Below are 15,832 nucleotides of genomic sequence, written 5' to 3'. Positions count from 1 at the left end.
CGTTAGAGGTGTCAGAGGGGTTATGGTTAGAGGAATTGGGATTAGGGTTAGGATTATGGCAAGGGAGTTATGAGGGAGTGGAGGGGTTATGGTTGCGGTTTTATGATGCTGAGGATAACTGGATTCCGACTCCTAGTGAACAAGCAGAACAAGAACGACAACGGGCAGAACAAGAACGACAACGGGCAGAACAAGAACGACAACGGGCAGATAATGCTGAGGCTACTGTACAACAATTGCGCGTTCGCTTACAACAACTAGGCATCGACCCCGACTCTATATAACCTCACCCGCAACTCCCTCTCTCAGCATACCCGATTTAAGATTTGCTTTAGGAATAATTGCTGAAAAGCACCCCTCAGAGGGAGTTTCGAGAAACTGTAATAAAAGTTGATGATTTTTTTTCCCGTCTCCCGTTTTCTTAAAAACGACGGCTTTTTTCCACAATATAGAAGATTCCTGTGCCAATGGAGAGCAAGATTAAAATCCAGATTACTCCCCCCGGTAAAAAGCTGAGAATTGCCAGTCCACGCAGGAGATAGACCAATATCGTTACTGCGAGAATGGTGAAAAATAAGTAAGTGCTGAGTTGTTCGGACTGGGGAGAAGGACTCATCGGTTTGTTTGGGGTGAGATTACCGTTTCTATTGTCTCACAGGTCTTTGGGGAACAGGAAGGACTCCCATTGCACCCCTGTCCTCAATTTTTTTGTATTTTGTCACGGTTTATATTTAAAAAATGCACAAAATAAGAATTTAAGGCTGAAATGAGCATCAGAATCGCTCACTGCTCAAAAACAGAGAAATAATTTTTTATAAAATATCTCACCCTTCCTTAAACTCCACTCTCTCCATTGCCCCCCCTTTTCAACCCCCGATGGTTCGTTAATAATTGCAATCAGTGAAGAAAACGCACTTCTATAAAAAATCTTTAGCCGTTAACCGAGGATAGACCTATGAGTATGAGATTAGCTGTATATGGAAAAGGTGGGATTGGGAAATCTACCACAAGCTGTAATATCTCTGTTGCTTTAGCGAAACGGGGTAAAAAAGTCTTACAAATTGGCTGTGATCCCAAGCATGACAGTACCTTCACCCTGACTGGGTTTTTAATCCCCACCATTATCGACACCCTGCAAGAGAAAGACTTTCACTACGAAGATATTTGGCCCGAAGATGTGATTTATAAAGGGTATGCAGGGGTGGACTGTGTAGAAGCGGGTGGCCCTCCTGCGGGTGCAGGTTGTGGGGGTTATGTGGTTGGCGAAACCGTGAAACTCCTTAAAGAATTAAATGCGTTTGATGAATATGATGTCATTCTCTTTGATGTCCTAGGGGACGTAGTTTGTGGTGGGTTTGCTGCTCCGTTGAACTATGCGGACTATTGTATGATTGTTACGGATAATGGGTTTGACGCGCTGTTTGCGGCCAACCGCATCGCTGCATCGGTGCGAGAAAAATCCCGGACTCACCCCTTACGGTTAGCAGGACTCATTGGCAACCGGACTTCTAAACGGGATTTAATCAATAAATATATTGAAGCAGTCCCTATGCCTGTTTTAGAGATTCTTCCTCTCATTGAAGATATCCGCGTTTCCCGTGTGAAGGGACAAACGCTGTTTGAAATGACGGAGAAAGACCCGGATTTGGCGTTTGTTTGCGACTATTATCTCAATATTGCTGATCAATTATTGTCTCTACCGGAAGGGGTGGTGCCTAGTGAAGCGCAAGACCGGGATTTATTCAGCTTACTCTCCGATTATTACCTGAATCCCGCCGAAGGCAAAGCGCAACCTGTCACCGCAGATGAAGAAATGGATTTGATGATGGTTTAGGTCAATATTTGTTGCTTGTTCTTTGTTCTTCTCTCTCTCCCCATGCTCCTAACTTAGGACGCTGATTACTGTTTACTGATTACTGTTTACTGAAAATGACTGTTGCAAAAGATGCTCCGGCTTTAAATTTTGAATGCGAAACTGGGAATTATCATACCTTTTGTCCCATTAGTTGTGTCGCTTGGCTGTATCAGAAAATTGAGGATAGTTTTTTCCTTGTGGTGGGGACGAAGACTTGTGGGTATTTCCTACAGAATGCTATGGGGGTGATGATTTTTGCTGAACCTCGTTATGCTATGGCAGAGTTAGAGGAGGGGGATATTTCAGCCAAGCTGAATGATTATGATGAGTTGAAGCGGTTATGTTTGCAAATTAAACGCGATCGCAATCCTAGTGTTATCGTTTGGATCGGCACTTGCACCACCGAAATCATTAAAATGGACTTAGAAGGGATTGCGCCGAAATTAGAGGCAGAAATCGGCATTCCTATTGTCGTTGCTCGTGCTAACGGGTTAGACTACGCTTTCACCCAAGGGGAAGATACCGTCCTCGCAGCTATGGCCCAACGGTGTCCCAAACCCAAAGACGTGAAAAGCGAACAGAAAGAAGACCCCAACGCTATCCAAAAACTCCTCAGCTTTGGACGCAACTCCGACAACGACAAACCCCAAGCGTCTGAATACAAAGATCATCCCCCCCTCGTCCTCTTTGGGTCACTCCCAGACCCCGTGGCCACCAACCTCTCCCTCGAATTGAAAAAACAAGGGGTTCAAGTCTCCGGTTGGCTTCCCTCCAAGCGTTACACGGAGTTGCCTGTTATTGATGAAGGGTATTATGTGGCCGGGGTAAACCCCTTCCTCTCCCGGACGGCCACCAACTTAATGCGTCGTCGCAAATGTAAACTTATTGGCGCACCTTTCCCTATCGGTCCCGATGGAACACGGGCCTGGGTGGAGAAAATTTGCTCGGTGTTTGGCATTGAACCCCAAGGACTGGACGAACGGGAAGCCCAAATTTGGGAAAGCATGGAAGACTATCTCCAACTCATTCGCGGTAAGTCGGTCTTTTTCATGGGGGATAATCTCTTAGAAGTGTCCTTGGCCCGTTTCCTCATCCGTTGCGGGATGACGGTCCCAGAAATTGGCATCCCTTACATGGATAAACGCTATCAGAAAGCGGAATTGAATCTTTTAGAACAGACTTGCCAAGATATGGGGGTTTCGTTACCGAGAATTATCGAAAAACCGGATAATTATAATCAAGTGCAACGCATTAATGAATTACAACCTGATTTAGTGATTACCGGAATGGCCCACGCGAACCCCTTAGAAGCACGGGGAATTAATACGAAGTGGTCCGTTGAGTTTACCTTTGCTCAAATCCACGGTTTCACCAATGCCCGTGATATTCTGGAATTAGTCACCCGTCCTATCCGCCGCAACAATAATTTAAAAGGGTTAGGTTGGGATAAGTTGGTTCAAGAAGAAGCCAAGGTTTAATTAAGTTTTGAGTGTTCTCCTGCTAGTTTAGAGTTACTGAAATTAAGGTGAGTTACGACTCACCTTTTTTGTTAGTTTGGGAGGAAAGAGAGTTGATTCCTCGCTGTAAAATTCGTAACTGATATCCTAAAGAGGGTGGTTCATGCTCTAATCGAGCAATTAACTGATTTAAGATTTCATTTAGCGCAAAGCGTGTCTTCTCCTGAAGAATTTTATAAATATCTTGTCCTAGTAAATAAATGCTAGCATCCAGAAGCTCAATACCACCATTGGCTAGTTTTTCAGCTAGTTCATCATAAGCGCGTTCGTCATCTTCATAGTGAGACAAGACAAACTCTAAATCCTCTAAATCTTTATTAACTCGCTCACCCCGATCTCCCCAAGCAAATAGTTTGAGAACGATAAAGGATTGATAGCGCAACATCCCAATCTTTTGTTCCTCTCCCTTCTCCAAATTGCTGATCAAAGATGAGTAGTCTAGCTCCTGCACCGACTAAGAGTAATGGTACATTCAATCTATCAACTATTTTAACTAAATCAGATAAAACTTGCTTTTCTTGTTCATTAATCATTTTGGTTTGCTATCGGTTTAATATATTTTTCATAAATTAAATTAGTTGATGGGTGAATGGCAGACTTATCGCTGTAAGCGGGTTTCGAGGTTTTGTAGGAGGCGCGATCGCAACATTCCCACAACCAAAACCCCCGGCAACAGTCCCATCTGAAGTAAAATCGTTACGGCAGGCCCTAGGGTTTCTAGGGTGAACAGTCCCCCTTGGACTTGGGGATACAGGACAATTCCTAACACAATCACTAAACCCCCTAAAAGCGCGAGAGAACGACGAGAGGGACATTCGTGCCACTGGAAATGTAACGGTTGCCGTAACCAACGAGCAACCCAAATGGCCCCTTGGGTTAAACTCCTTAACAAAATACCGGGTTTAATGAATTCGGGGAGGAGGACGACAAACAGCGTCCAACGAGGAATCACCACCTCGCTATACAGTGAAAAAAATAATGCTCGTACTTCCTGCATTCGGGAATAAAACAGTGCGATGGGGAGTTGGCTGAGGAATTGTGGGAAATGCAGCAGGACGCTAGGATGAGCGATTAATTCCGGAATTTGAGGGAGAAGGGCGGCGAGACTATAGGCCAAGAGCAGTACAATGGCGTAGAGTCCCGTAATGCGCCAAAAGGCGGTGAGTTGTTTGGGGGAGGTGAGGGCATAATCGGTGATGGGAATGGCGATCGCCAGTAATAAAATTAGATCAGTCGTAAAAATTGGCGGAATATATCCCCTCATCCCCAAACCCAGTACCAGTAAAGTCAGTAAAACTAAGCTCATCCCCACCCAACGTCGATGCTTGCAAAGCGTCCGGTTTCCCCGTACCCCATAACTCACACTGAGGAGACTGCCTAGCAAGATTAAAACGGGACTGACCATGAATTGGGGTAAAATTAATCCCTGGGATGGGGTTTGTAGCTTAAACCCCTCTTGAACCCAACGCACCGTTGCTTGAACCAAAGTGGGATCAAAGGGTTCAATTAAATGATCCGACGTTGGAGAAATCACTAATTGGCGAGCATTTCCTTGTTCAAAAGTGCCGTATTGTTGCAAGGATTGGGGCGGTTGTCCTGTTCCCTGTTGTAACATAGACCGTAGAGCTTGAGGGGGGTGAAGCTGATCATACACCCCAATACCCATTAAGAGATTAGGGGGGATAATACGGTTGATATCAGCAGTCATTCCTAGCGCGATCGCCAGCTTAATCCTATCATCCTCATTCGCCAACAAAATCGCCATTGCACCCCCCATCGAATGACCCCCCACCCCAACCTTCTCCCCATCAAACCGTTCTGGATGCTCATAAACATAACGGGCCACAAGTCTCCCATCCACTAAATTTTCCCCATCATCAAAAGGCCGCGCATAAGACTCCCCAAACCCCCCTGCATCAAAGGTCAGAACCGCCACCCCATGACGCGCTAATTCTAGGGCTAATGGGGTTAAAGTTTCCTTGGTCGAACTCACCCCATGCCATAACATTATAGTAGGATAAGGAGTCTCCGTCGCCACAGGCACATAGAGACGACCCATAAGCGTTTTTTCAGCAGTCCGAGACACTTGAATGATCTCGCTGTGGGGAAGATGGGGACGAGAAACCCAATGGAACATTAACCCAAAACTGAGCAAAACCAGTCCCAACCAGAAACCTAAATTTTGAGACAACGGACGTTGACGAATCATGGGTTGAACCGGATAAACTTCTAATTATTTTTATTCCCCACTCATATCACTGTACATTGACACTCCACGCCCTAGAAGGACGTGGATTCTTCATTCTCTCTCTAAAATGGTCAGGGTGCAAGCATTGCACCCCTACGAGAATGAAGATTGCGGGTTCTAGACTCGAATATTAACTTTAACCCGTTTTAACGGGTTTTGGCTCTGAGCCTTGGGTTTTAACCCAAGGTTCACTGTACAAAACGACGAATTTTCCCTAATGCAATATAAGAATTGCCTCCCGATGCTTCTTTTACTCCGTCCACTACATACATTTCCCCCTCCTCTCGAATACTGCGAGGGAAGCGCATATTATAATCAGGGTCGTAACCATCAGACACGACTCGCACCCGCAGTTTTTTCCCATCTTTTAGACATTGGACTAAAACGCCATCTCCTACCGTGTCGGTGGTTTCTAGGTCGTTAATTGTTCCTTGGACTTTGGCGGATTTCAGGTTTTGCGGTTTACTGGGGGTAGGACTCCCAGCGTGTTCTTCTCCAGGTTTGACTAAACGGCGAATTTTGCCTACGGCCCGGTAATAATTACCACTGGGGACTAATTCTACTTTATCTGCAACGTAAGTTACACCATTTTCGCGGATACTACGGGGGAATTGGACGTTGAGATCAGAGTTGTAACCGTCGGAAATGACCCGAATTCGCAGTTTGCCGCCGATTTTCTCACATTTGAGTAATACTCTGTCTTGGGGGTCGGAAATGGCTTCTAGACTACTGGCAGACCCAGCAGCACCTCTTAATTGTAAATCGGCGCGATCGCGGTTTAAACTCTGATAAGACTGATCCCGCATTTCTTTGCGAACAGTGGGATTAAACCGTTGTTGGGTTAAGGTCTCTGCATAATGCTCTAATTGAGCAATTTCTTCGGCTACTGTAAAGGAGGTTTCGATCACCTTCTGTTGTAACGCTGCAATGGCCTCCCGTAACTTCTCCGACGCTTGTTTATAGTCCCCCTTATCCGCTAACGATACCGCCTCCTCTTTCGCCTTAGCCATGCGTAATTGGCTAGTCCGTTCTAAAATACGGTAATCGGGGTCTGTGGGACAGTCTTCCGGTGTCGCAACAGGCAATGTCACCGTTAAGTCTTCCCTACGCTGTTGAATGACTCCCCCTTTTGAGGACTCCTCTACACTTTGATATTGATAGGTCACAGAAAGTAGCTTCTGTTCCCCCGTTTTTGCGTATTCTGGCAGGGATACCCCCACCGCAAGGGGTTTTCCCTCTCCGCCATAAACATCGCCTAAAAACACCGTAAAACGGTCTCCCTCGGTGATGCGGCGATAGTTGTTTAAAATATCAGTAATTCTCACCCCGGTTTCTGGAGTGAGGGTGACGGTTAAATTTTGGGCCACTACCGACACTAAACTCTCCATTTCAATGCGGAATACATCTAGGGCATCTTCGGGGGATTGAATATAATAAAAATTGCCTCCGGCTGCATCGGCCATATCGATCAATAAGTCTTCGTTGAAGTTATCCCCAAAGCCTAATGTGGTGGTGATGATGCCGTTTTCCGCTTGATCTCTGGCCGTGTTGACGAGGGTTTTGGGTTTGGTAGTCCCGACGTTGGCTAACCCATCGGTGAGGAGGATAACACGATTCAAGCGATCGCTGCTAAAATTTGACTGCACATGGGCGCATCCTTGCAACCATCCCCCACTTAAATTGGTCAAGCCTCGGGCCCGGATTTTACCTATTTTAGAGCGAATGGCAGCCGGATCACTCGCTAATTGGGGTAAGAGGAGGGTTTCTACTTGATCATCATAGATGACGAGGGAGAAGTAATCGTCGGGGGTGAGGAAGTCCACTAATTTTTGGGCCGCTTGAATAGCAAACCGTAGCGGTTTCCCACTCATAGACCCAGACCGGTCCAAGACGACACACAAGTTCAGAGGACGACGACTGCTGGTTTTGCTTTCCTCCTGAAACCGTAAGATTAAGTCGGTGGTTGTGGCTGTGTTAACGGGAATGGGACATTGAGAGAAGGTGTAACTCGCTTTCATAGGGGGTTGGGATGAGTTAAGACTATTGTTGCGGAATCTATCCCTGTCGTAACAAGTCTTGATGAAGGTGTCAAGGGTGTTTTGAACCACAAAGACACAAAGGATACAAAGGTTTGTCGTCAGCCTTTTAAGGCTTTTTCTGGTTGCTTCTCTGGGGTTGAAGGGGTTGGGTTGAACCACAAAGACACAAAGGACACAAAGGGGGGAGTTTTGTCTCTAGCATTACAGGGATCGGTTTGAGCATAGCCAATGCTGGAAAACTTCACAAGTCAAGGCTTATTACTGTTTACTGTTTACTGTTTACTGCTATATTAAAGCTCCTCTTTCCTTTAGCGAGTCTCAAGGGCTTGATTGAGATTCCACGCAGCACTAATTAAGGCTAAATGGGTAAACTTAGTCCATAGGGTTTGGGCATCGTTGTCGAGGGGCATTTCTGACACCAAGGCAAGATTGAGGTGCGGCGATCGCAAAATTGCCCCATGACAGTCCAGTTCAACCCGATGGGCTTCTAAGCCATAATTAAAGGCGGGACGGCATTCTAAGCGAAACGGCATATTGCCCCCAATGACCCGCACTTTACGCACTAACCAATGATATCCCCTCTCCTCTTGAGACAACCCTACGGGCATAAAGTCAATAATTTCGGCAAACCCACAGTCGCACAAAAAACGAGTGACTAATATATTGGTCTCAGGCCAGTAAAACTGCTGTGAGTTAACGGTTTCAGCCCTCGGTTCAATCTGAAAATGACCCCCCTTTTCCTGATCAAGCATCGCCGCAAAAACGCTAGGAGAATCATGGTGCGGATAACAAAACCAGTCAATCGACCCATTTAATCCTACCAAGGCGGTTGTGTACATATTGCCGATAATGCCATAATTCTCGATAGGCTGGTAGGAAGTTATGAAGGATTTATTGCAACGACCTTTCCATTGTACGCTTTTGCCCCGTTTGGGGTCTAGACTCCGCTTCCCCCGCTTATTCCCCCCCCCCTTGCGGTGTTGTGTTGTTCACGGTTTCTTCCCTCCTTGCTACTCTCTGAACCAAATGATATTTAAAGAACTGATCCTACAAAATTTTGGCCCCTATAAAGGCCGCCAAGTGGTGAATTTATCGCCAGAAAAAGCGGGAGAACCTCGCCCGATTATTCTATTAGGAGGAATGAATGGTGGGGGCAAAACTACCCTCATGGATGCCATTCGCCTCGTGTTTTATGGACAACGAGCGCAATGTTCAACTAGAGGCAATTTAAGTTATGGGGAGTTTCTCAATCAATGTATTAATCATCAAACTAACGGCTTAGAGGAAACTTTAGTTGAATTGGCTTTTTCTCATGTCAAAGATAATCAAAATGTGATCTTTCGGGTTCGCCGTCGCTGGACAAAAGACCCCAAAAATGTTAAGGAAACTAAGGATACTTTAGAGGTGATTACTGACCAATGGTTAGATGAAACTATTACTAAAACTTGGGATGAGCGAGTTGAATATATTTTACCTTTGGGGATTTCTAATTTATTTCTCTTTGATGGGGAACAAGTGAAGGAGTTAGCAGAACAAGAAGCTCCCCCGTTACAAGTTCGAGAGGCTATTGAATCTTTGTTAGGACTGGAGTTAGCGGAACGGTTATCGGCGGATTTAGATATTTTAATGGCTCGGAAACGCAAGGAAATTGCTGACCAAAAACAACGTAAAGAATTAGAGGAACTAGAGGACAAAATTGCCTATCTTCAAAAGGAACGAGATCAGGTCGCTTTAGTGGTAAGGGAGTTAGAAAAGAAGGTCAAAAAAGCACAAAAGAATTTTGACCATCATCAGAATAAGTTTCTCACAGAAGGAGGGGCAATTGCCTCCCAACGCTCTCAATTAGATCAAAATAAGAAAAGTCAAGAAAGAGCGTTAGAGCAAGAACGGGAAAAATTGGCTCAAATTGCCGCAGGGACGTTACCTTTACAACTAATTAATCCCCTGTTACAAGAAGCGGCAGAACAAGGGAAACGAGAGTTAAAACAGTCTAAAGCTATTGTGGCTAAGGAGGTTATTCAAGAACGCGATACTCGTCTTTTAAGTTATCTCCAAGATTTGGCTTTGTCTTCGGAGCAATTGACCCACATTCAAGATTTTTTACAACAGGAAAACCAAGACTTAGAGGCGGGGATTGATCCTACGGTTGCCAATAGTTTAGGAGTTGACTCGGAAACGCTGAACCATCTCAATACTATCTTACAAGGTCGTTTACCTAGCCAAGTTGAAAAAACAAGGGAGGTGTATCAGCAAATTACTTCTATTGAAGATGCTCTCGACTCCCTCGACGAACAACTACAAACGGCGGCTTCTCCTGAAGTTTATGATGAGTTAAAAACGGCGATGGAAACCGCCCAAAGTGAACTGGTTCGCCTACAAACGGACTGGGAAACTCAACAGCGTCGCTATACGACTCTCGATACCCAATTGGCAGAGGTGCGCAAGGAATTGGCGAATTATGGCCAAGGTAGCATTGACCGCCGTAATAAGGAACATCTCATTGAATCGGCGGCCAAGGTGCAAGAAACGTTAAAGCTGTTTCGGGAACGACTGACGCTGAAAAAACTGAATAAATTGGAGATCGAGGTGACGGAATGTTTCCGCTATTTGTTACATAAATCTGATTTAGTCCATCGAGTGGCGATCGCTACCGGGGATTTTAGTCTGTCTCTGTATAATAATCAGGGTCAACCTGTCCCGAAACATCGCCTCTCGGCAGGGGAAAAGCAGCTTTTGGCTATTGCTTTCCTCTGGGGACTAGCGCGGGTGTCTGGCCGCCATCTCCCCATTGCTATTGATACTCCCTTGGGCCGTCTCGACTCCTCTCATCGTCATAATTTGGTGGAACGGTATTTTCCTTCTGCGTCTTCTCAGGTGATTCTTTTGTCCACGGATACCGAGATCGGCCAACGGGAGTTGGCACAGTTACGAGAGCAAGATGCGATCGCCCAAGAATATCGGCTAAAATACGACCCCAAGCAACAACAAACCACCATAGAACCCGGTTATTTTTGGTCTTGAACCCGAAACCGCGTTAAGGTATAAGCGGTTAACAGAGAGAAAAAATCCCATGCTGCATAAACTCTTTTGGACAATCAGTGCCACCTTTGCGTTATTCCTAGGCAGTCAACTGCCTTGGTTTCAACACGCGGCCATCCTTCCCAACCCAACGGCCCTGGCCGCCGAAGTTAAACAAGTTGAGAATATTAGTGACCAAGAATTAGAAAAATTTGCAGATGCGTGGATCAGTGTCGTTAATATTGAACGAGATACCCGCCAAGAAATTGTCGAAATTGTCCAAGACGCAGGGTTTGAACCTCAACGCTTTGGCGATATCGCAGAAGCCTACCAAAGCCAAACTGAACCCACTCCTCCCCTAACCTCCGAGGAGGAAACCAGTTTTGAACAAGCAGCCCAACAAATTCAGTCTTTACGAGAAAATACTCGTAACGAAATGCAGCAGGCCGTCCGGTCTCAAGGCTTAGACCCCCAACGCTTTAGCGAACTTCTCACCGCCGTCCGAGAAGACCAAGCGTTACAAGAAGAAGTGAAAAACATGATCCAAGACCGCATCCCCGAAACCCCTGAAAACTAACTGATCTTGAGGCAGGATAACTCCATCCTGTCTCTTTCTATCTCTTTCTATCTCTTTCTATCTCTTTCTATCTCTTTCTATCTCTTTCTATCTCTTTCTATCTCTTTCTGTATTGCTGTCATAGTTGAATCATTTTTGGGTAAAGTATGTTATAATAATTATAGTTCCAAATAAAAACAAAATATTTTCAACCGGGTCATCAGCCCGCAGGTTGGGTTTACTGAAAACGCAATCAAACATTTAACCTGCAAAATTTTAAAATCATCCCTGATTACTCCCACTGACACTAAAATCGCTTAAAATAGACTGAAAGCCTTATGATAATTACTTTCTAACCTTCTACTCAGGCCAACTTCCGCCCTTCTTCCGTCCTAGTTAGTGAGCCTGTCCTTCACGCAGTGTACGCAGAGCGCAAACCACTGCCCTCTGCCATCTACCTTCATCCTTCCTTCTGCCCTCTACCCTCAGATACTATTTACTGGTTACTATTTACTGGTTACTATTTACTGGTTACTGTTTACTGGTTACTGTTTACTGGTTACTGTTTACTGGTTACTGTTTACTGGTTACTGTCAATGACCCCACCCGTAGAACGCTTTAGACTCTCCCAAACCGCCAGAGACCAACTGATTAAACTGAAACGTTACACCAAAATTGATCAGTGGAATATCCTTTGTCGTTGGGGGTTTTGTCGGTCTCTCGCTGAACCCACCGTTCCCTCCCCCGTCCCCCTCCCCGCCGATAGTAACGTAGAATTAACCTGGCGTGTCTTTGGGGGGGAACTCTCCGACATCCTGGTCATTGCCCTGAAACAACGGTGTCACAACGATGGACTGGGGACCGAGAAAGAAACCCTCGCCCACCAGTTCCGTTTACATCTTCATCGCGGGATTGGGTATTTAGCCGGAGACCCCAACCTTAAAAAAATTGAGCATCTCGTTCAACTGGCTTTACCCGAACACCCTCAACCAAAATAAGGGGGTTCGTTGCCCGGTTTCCATTTGATATTACAGCCAATACTGGGTTTTTGGTCGTCGCTGACGGGTTTTCCGGCTAATACTGCGTCAATAGCTGCTCGTAAGTCTTGGCCGGTTACAGGTGTATCATTGCCCGGTCGGCTCTCATCGAGTTGGCCGCGATAGACTAGCTTGCGATCGCTATCAAATAAAAAGAAATCCGGAGTACAGGCCGCGGTGTAAGTCTTTGCTGTCTCTTGGGTCTCATCGTAGCAAAACGGGAAATTAAACCCTAACTCCTGCGCCATCTCCTTGAGTTGATCTGGAGCATCCCCTGGATGGGTGTCCACATTATTGGCCGAAATCGCTACAATCCCCAAAGATTGATCGGCGTAATCTTTGCCCATTTGCGCTAACTGCTCTTGAACGTGCTGCACAAAAGGACAGTGACGACAAATAAACATCACCAACAGTCCCTGTTTCCCCGCAAAGGTATCCAACGTAATGGTATCACCCGACACCACATCCGGCAGTTGAAAATCAGGGGCTTTTGTCCCCAGGGAAAGCATCGTAGAAGCCACTCGTGCCATAATCGTCTCCTTGAATAGGGTTTGCTCTTTCAAGATTTTGACTCACTCCCCCAGAGAAGTGGAGCGTCTTTAGGGGGATTCTTTCCAGAACTTGCTCAGAAAATACAAATGAACTAAAATGATTTAATCATCAACGAAAGTAGCCCTATGAGTTCCACATCTCGTACACCGAAACATCTAGTGTGTTTACCTGGGGGGCGTTCATCCGCCGCCCACATTCCTTCCTACACCCCCCACCCCCGTCATCAACTCACCCCTCTCTCCCACGATAATCAATTTGCCCTACACCTACACCAACTCGACGCACAGGCCACCCGTATCAACCAACTGGCCGCGGAATTAGAAGAAGCGGTCAAACAGTTCAAGGTAACGGCCTCTCAAGTCAATCAAAGTAGTTATACGTTCCGAGAAGTTTACGGAAATGATTGGTTTCCTAAACAGATTTGTGATTATCAAGGAGTGAGCGTCCCCAAGGTGAGTCAAACCCCCAACGGTCGCTTATCCTTATCCTCACACCCCATTGATTTATTCGCCCAAGAACGAGACGCTCATCAATTAGCTAACTTGTTAAGAAAACTTAGTAATTGATAATGGGTAATGGATAATGGATAATTAATTACTATTCCCTATTCCCTATTCCCTGTTCCCTATTCCCTATTCCCTGTTCCCTTTTCCCTTTTCCCTTTTTCACAAAGAACCAACAACCAACAACCATTAAAACACTTTGTTGGTGATCCACGCGCTCTGATAGGGTTGTAGGGTGAAAGGTTCGTAAATATCAGTGATAATTTGCCCACTGATGAGATCACTCCATTGGTCGGTTAGGGTTAAATTGAGGTTGGATAAGGGGAAAGTTTGGGCGCGATCGCTTAAATTAAAAATACAGAATAATCCCTGATCTCGCATCATACTCTGTCGCCAAAACATGAATAACACCCGATTAAAGGGATGTAAGGTGTATTGGGTGGCGTTGGGATGAAAGGCGGGTTGACGACAACGAATTTTTAAGAGTTGGGATAAACGATGAAAGACAATACGGTGAGAGGAGTCAGGATCATTTAATTGCTGTTCTAAATTCTCTATATCCCAACAGTAGCGGTTAATAGACCGTTTCCGTCCCGTTGCTTCCAGTCCGCGACGATCGTTTTTGGTCCCTAAGAAGGTATGAATATAAAAGCCAGGGATTCCTTCTAAGGACATCATTAGGGTATTGGCACAGATAAACCGTTCGATTTGCCATTGATCTAATCCTCTCACAGTCCCTTTCATAGCATCAAAAAGAGAGATATTCACCTCGTAGGGACTTTCAGACCCGTTGGGGTTGCGACGATAGCTGATCTCTCCCCCAAAGTCTTTCAGGGTGTTCACCAGTCGATAAAATTCCTCGACGGAGAGTAATCCCTCGGCAGGTCGGAGGCCAATGCCGTCGTGGGAAGCGATAAAGTTAAAATACGCGCATCCCCTAGGGGCCGGAGGCATACTCATCATCCAAGTGCGGAGATAGTCTGATCTGCCTTCTAAGAGGGCATGAATGAGCAGGGGAGGGAGGGAGAAGTTATAAATGAGGTGGGCTTCATTGCAGTTGCCGAAATAGCTTAAATTCTCTCGGTTGGGGACATTGGTTTCGGTGATGATGGCCGCTTGGGGATCGACCATTTGTAGGATTTCCCGTAGAAGGCGGATGGCTGCATGAGTTTCGGGGAGGTGTATGCAAGGTGTGCCGAGTTGTTTCCACAGGTAAGCGACGGCATCGAGACGGATATATTTAGCCCCAGTTTGCATATAAAAGAGGAGGACTTCAACAATGGCTAAGAGGACTTGGGGGTTGGCAAAGTTAAGATCGATCTGATCTTCGCTGAAGGTGGCCCAGACGTATTTTTCCCCCTCAGTGGTGGTGACGGGGATGAGGAGGGGACCACTGCGAGGCCGGACCACTTGGGAGATGTCGGTGTCGGGGTCAACGGTGATAAAGTAGTCTTTGCCGGGGGATTGATTATTTTTAAATTGTTCAAACCAGATACTTTCGCTGGAAACATGGTTGAGGACTAGATCGGCCATTAAATCAAAGTCTTGCGCGATCGCTTTAATATCTTCCCATGTTCCTAAGTTGGGATTAACCTGTAAATAGTCGATAACGGCAAACCCATCATCGGAACTATAAGGACAAAAGGGTAAAATATGGACTCCGCTGATGGTACGGCGTAGATAGGTGCGGAGAAAGTGATGGAGGGTGGTGAGGGGGGTTTGTTGTTGGGTGGGATCATAGATAGAATCCCCGTAGGTGATCAGGATGACAGTGTGTTGACTCCATTTTTCTAAATTTTCTTCGATGGAGGCAGCACAATGGGGAGCAATACGGGTGAACAGTTGCTCTATGATTTGATCAGAATTGCGATCGGGATAAAGGGTTTCAACGAGCGATCGCACTCGCATAGCAAAAATTTCTTGATAATTAGACATCTTCGACAAGAATAGGCAAGACTTTTTCACCCCGCAATCGGGTTATAAGTGATTTTATCGAGTTAACCCAATCTCTAGACAGTTTTCGCTACTCTCCGAGATCATCGGGATTTTCTCCCAATTCCCGTAAACGGACGGCCAGACGGTTTGCTCGTTGTTGGGCGGTTTCTGCAGCCCGTTGGGCGGCTTCAACTTGTTGTTGTATCGTTTCGACTTGTTGCTGTACTACCTCAACGGCTTGTTGTGCAGCTTCTGCGGCTTGTTGGGCTGCGTTAGCCCGTTCTTCTGCGGTGTCTGCTCGTTGTTGGGCAGCCTCATCAGGTAACAGCACTAAGTTCCCCTCAGTATCGTAAAACCGCACCCAAGTCGCTTCTTCACGGGAAATTGTCCCTTGCCATGTCCCCACCCATAACCCCAAACTCTCACACCACAACCAACCCTGTTCATTGGGTGTCAGTTCCTGATAACCTTGGTTGAGGTGGAGATGCCAACCTTCTAGGGAATTGGGGTCAAAGGGATTAAAAATAAAATAGTCAGGGGTGCGAAAGATGCCCTCATAAATGTCTTTTTTT

The 15,832-nt window shown here is 45.9% G+C and carries 13 protein-coding genes and 2 pseudogenes; 7 read left to right on the top strand and 8 right to left on the bottom strand.

All coding sequences use genetic code 11. The features are described from left to right. Positions 1–284: pseudogene (locus PN462_RS06850) on the top strand (Uma2 family endonuclease); the annotation flags it as partial. A 137-nt stretch (positions 285–421) separates the two neighbouring features. On the opposite strand, the gene PN462_RS06845 reads toward PN462_RS06850, so the two are convergent. After that, positions 422–616, bottom strand: coding sequence for a hypothetical protein (locus PN462_RS06845; RefSeq protein ID WP_272127293.1), 195 nt, complete (start codon positions 614–616; stop codon positions 422–424). A gap of 345 nt (positions 617–961) precedes the next feature. Here PN462_RS06845 and bchL point away from each other — a divergent pair, with 345 nt between their 5' ends. Together bchL and PN462_RS06835 are read left to right on the top strand one after the other, a co-directional pair. After that, positions 962–1,834, top strand: coding sequence for a ferredoxin:protochlorophyllide reductase (ATP-dependent) iron-sulfur ATP-binding protein (gene bchL, locus PN462_RS06840; protein ID WP_272127295.1), 873 nt, complete (start codon positions 962–964; stop codon positions 1,832–1,834). 95 nt (positions 1,835–1,929) lie between these two features. After that, on the top strand, positions 1,930–3,333 hold the full coding sequence (locus tag PN462_RS06835) for a ferredoxin:protochlorophyllide reductase (ATP-dependent) subunit N (RefSeq protein ID WP_272127292.1): 1,404 nt from the start codon (positions 1,930–1,932) through the stop codon (positions 3,331–3,333). 52 nt (positions 3,334–3,385) lie between these two features. Here the strand turns inward: PN462_RS06835 and PN462_RS06830 are convergent, their stop codons facing one another. The 4 genes from PN462_RS06830 to PN462_RS06815 all read right to left on the bottom strand — a co-directional run bounded on the left by PN462_RS06830 (position 3,386) and on the right by PN462_RS06815 (position 8,525). Further along, on the bottom strand, positions 3,386–3,757 hold the full coding sequence (locus PN462_RS06830) for a hypothetical protein (RefSeq protein ID WP_272127291.1): 372 nt from the start codon (positions 3,755–3,757) through the stop codon (positions 3,386–3,388). A 213-nt stretch (positions 3,758–3,970) separates the two neighbouring features. After that, entirely contained in the window at positions 3,971–5,581 is a 1,611-nt protein-coding gene (locus PN462_RS06825; protein ID WP_272127290.1) for an alpha/beta hydrolase, read from the bottom strand. A gap of 227 nt (positions 5,582–5,808) precedes the next feature. Beyond that, positions 5,809–7,638 carry a VWA domain-containing protein gene (locus tag PN462_RS06820; protein WP_272127289.1) on the bottom strand — a complete coding sequence of 610 codons (1,830 nt, stop codon included), beginning with the start codon at positions 7,636–7,638 and terminating at the stop codon, positions 5,809–5,811. A 329-nt stretch (positions 7,639–7,967) separates the two neighbouring features. Next, positions 7,968–8,525, bottom strand: coding sequence for a trehalase-like domain-containing protein (locus tag PN462_RS06815; RefSeq protein ID WP_272127294.1), 558 nt, complete (start codon positions 8,523–8,525; stop codon positions 7,968–7,970). A gap of 160 nt (positions 8,526–8,685) precedes the next feature. Between PN462_RS06815 and dndD the strand changes: the two genes are divergently transcribed. The 3 genes from dndD (at position 8,686) to dndE (ending at position 12,231) form a co-directional block, all read left to right on the top strand. Further along, on the top strand, positions 8,686–10,680 hold the full coding sequence (gene dndD, locus PN462_RS06810; protein WP_272127288.1) for a DNA sulfur modification protein DndD: 1,995 nt from the start codon (positions 8,686–8,688) through the stop codon (positions 10,678–10,680). A 49-nt stretch (positions 10,681–10,729) separates the two neighbouring features. Further along, on the top strand, positions 10,730–11,254 hold the full coding sequence (locus PN462_RS06805; RefSeq protein ID WP_272127287.1) for a DUF4168 domain-containing protein: 525 nt from the start codon (positions 10,730–10,732) through the stop codon (positions 11,252–11,254). 575 nt (positions 11,255–11,829) lie between these two features. Beyond that, positions 11,830–12,231, top strand: a complete 402-nt coding sequence (gene dndE / locus PN462_RS06800) for a DNA sulfur modification protein DndE (protein ID WP_272127285.1) — start codon at positions 11,830–11,832, stop codon at positions 12,229–12,231. Here dndE and PN462_RS06795 read toward each other — a convergent pair. Further along, positions 12,219–12,800, bottom strand: coding sequence for a thioredoxin family protein (locus PN462_RS06795; RefSeq protein ID WP_443029089.1), 582 nt, complete (start codon positions 12,798–12,800; stop codon positions 12,219–12,221). The two genes, dndE and PN462_RS06795, sit on opposite strands and share 13 nt — an antisense overlap. 147 nt (positions 12,801–12,947) lie before the next feature. Here PN462_RS06795 and PN462_RS06790 point away from each other — a divergent pair, with 147 nt between their 5' ends. Then, positions 12,948–13,388: a hypothetical protein gene (locus tag PN462_RS06790; protein ID WP_272127283.1), complete on the top strand. Its 441-nt coding sequence runs from the start codon at positions 12,948–12,950 to the stop codon at positions 13,386–13,388. Between the two features lie 126 nt (positions 13,389–13,514). On the opposite strand, the gene PN462_RS06785 is transcribed toward PN462_RS06790, so the two are convergent. Together PN462_RS06785 and PN462_RS06780 are read right to left on the bottom strand one after the other, a co-directional pair. Continuing rightward, entirely contained in the window at positions 13,515–15,260 is a 1,746-nt protein-coding gene (locus PN462_RS06785) for a sugar phosphorylase (protein WP_272127282.1), read from the bottom strand. An 88-nt stretch (positions 15,261–15,348) separates the two neighbouring features. Further along, positions 15,349–15,832: pseudogene (locus tag PN462_RS06780) on the bottom strand (Uma2 family endonuclease); the annotation flags it as partial.

This window comes from Spirulina sp. CS-785/01 (assembly GCF_028330525.1).
Classification (GTDB): Bacteria; Cyanobacteriota; Cyanobacteriia; order Cyanobacteriales; family Spirulinaceae; genus JAQMSD01.
Note: the sequence above shows the minus strand (reverse complement) of the source record. Positions and strands in the feature narration are given on the sequence as shown.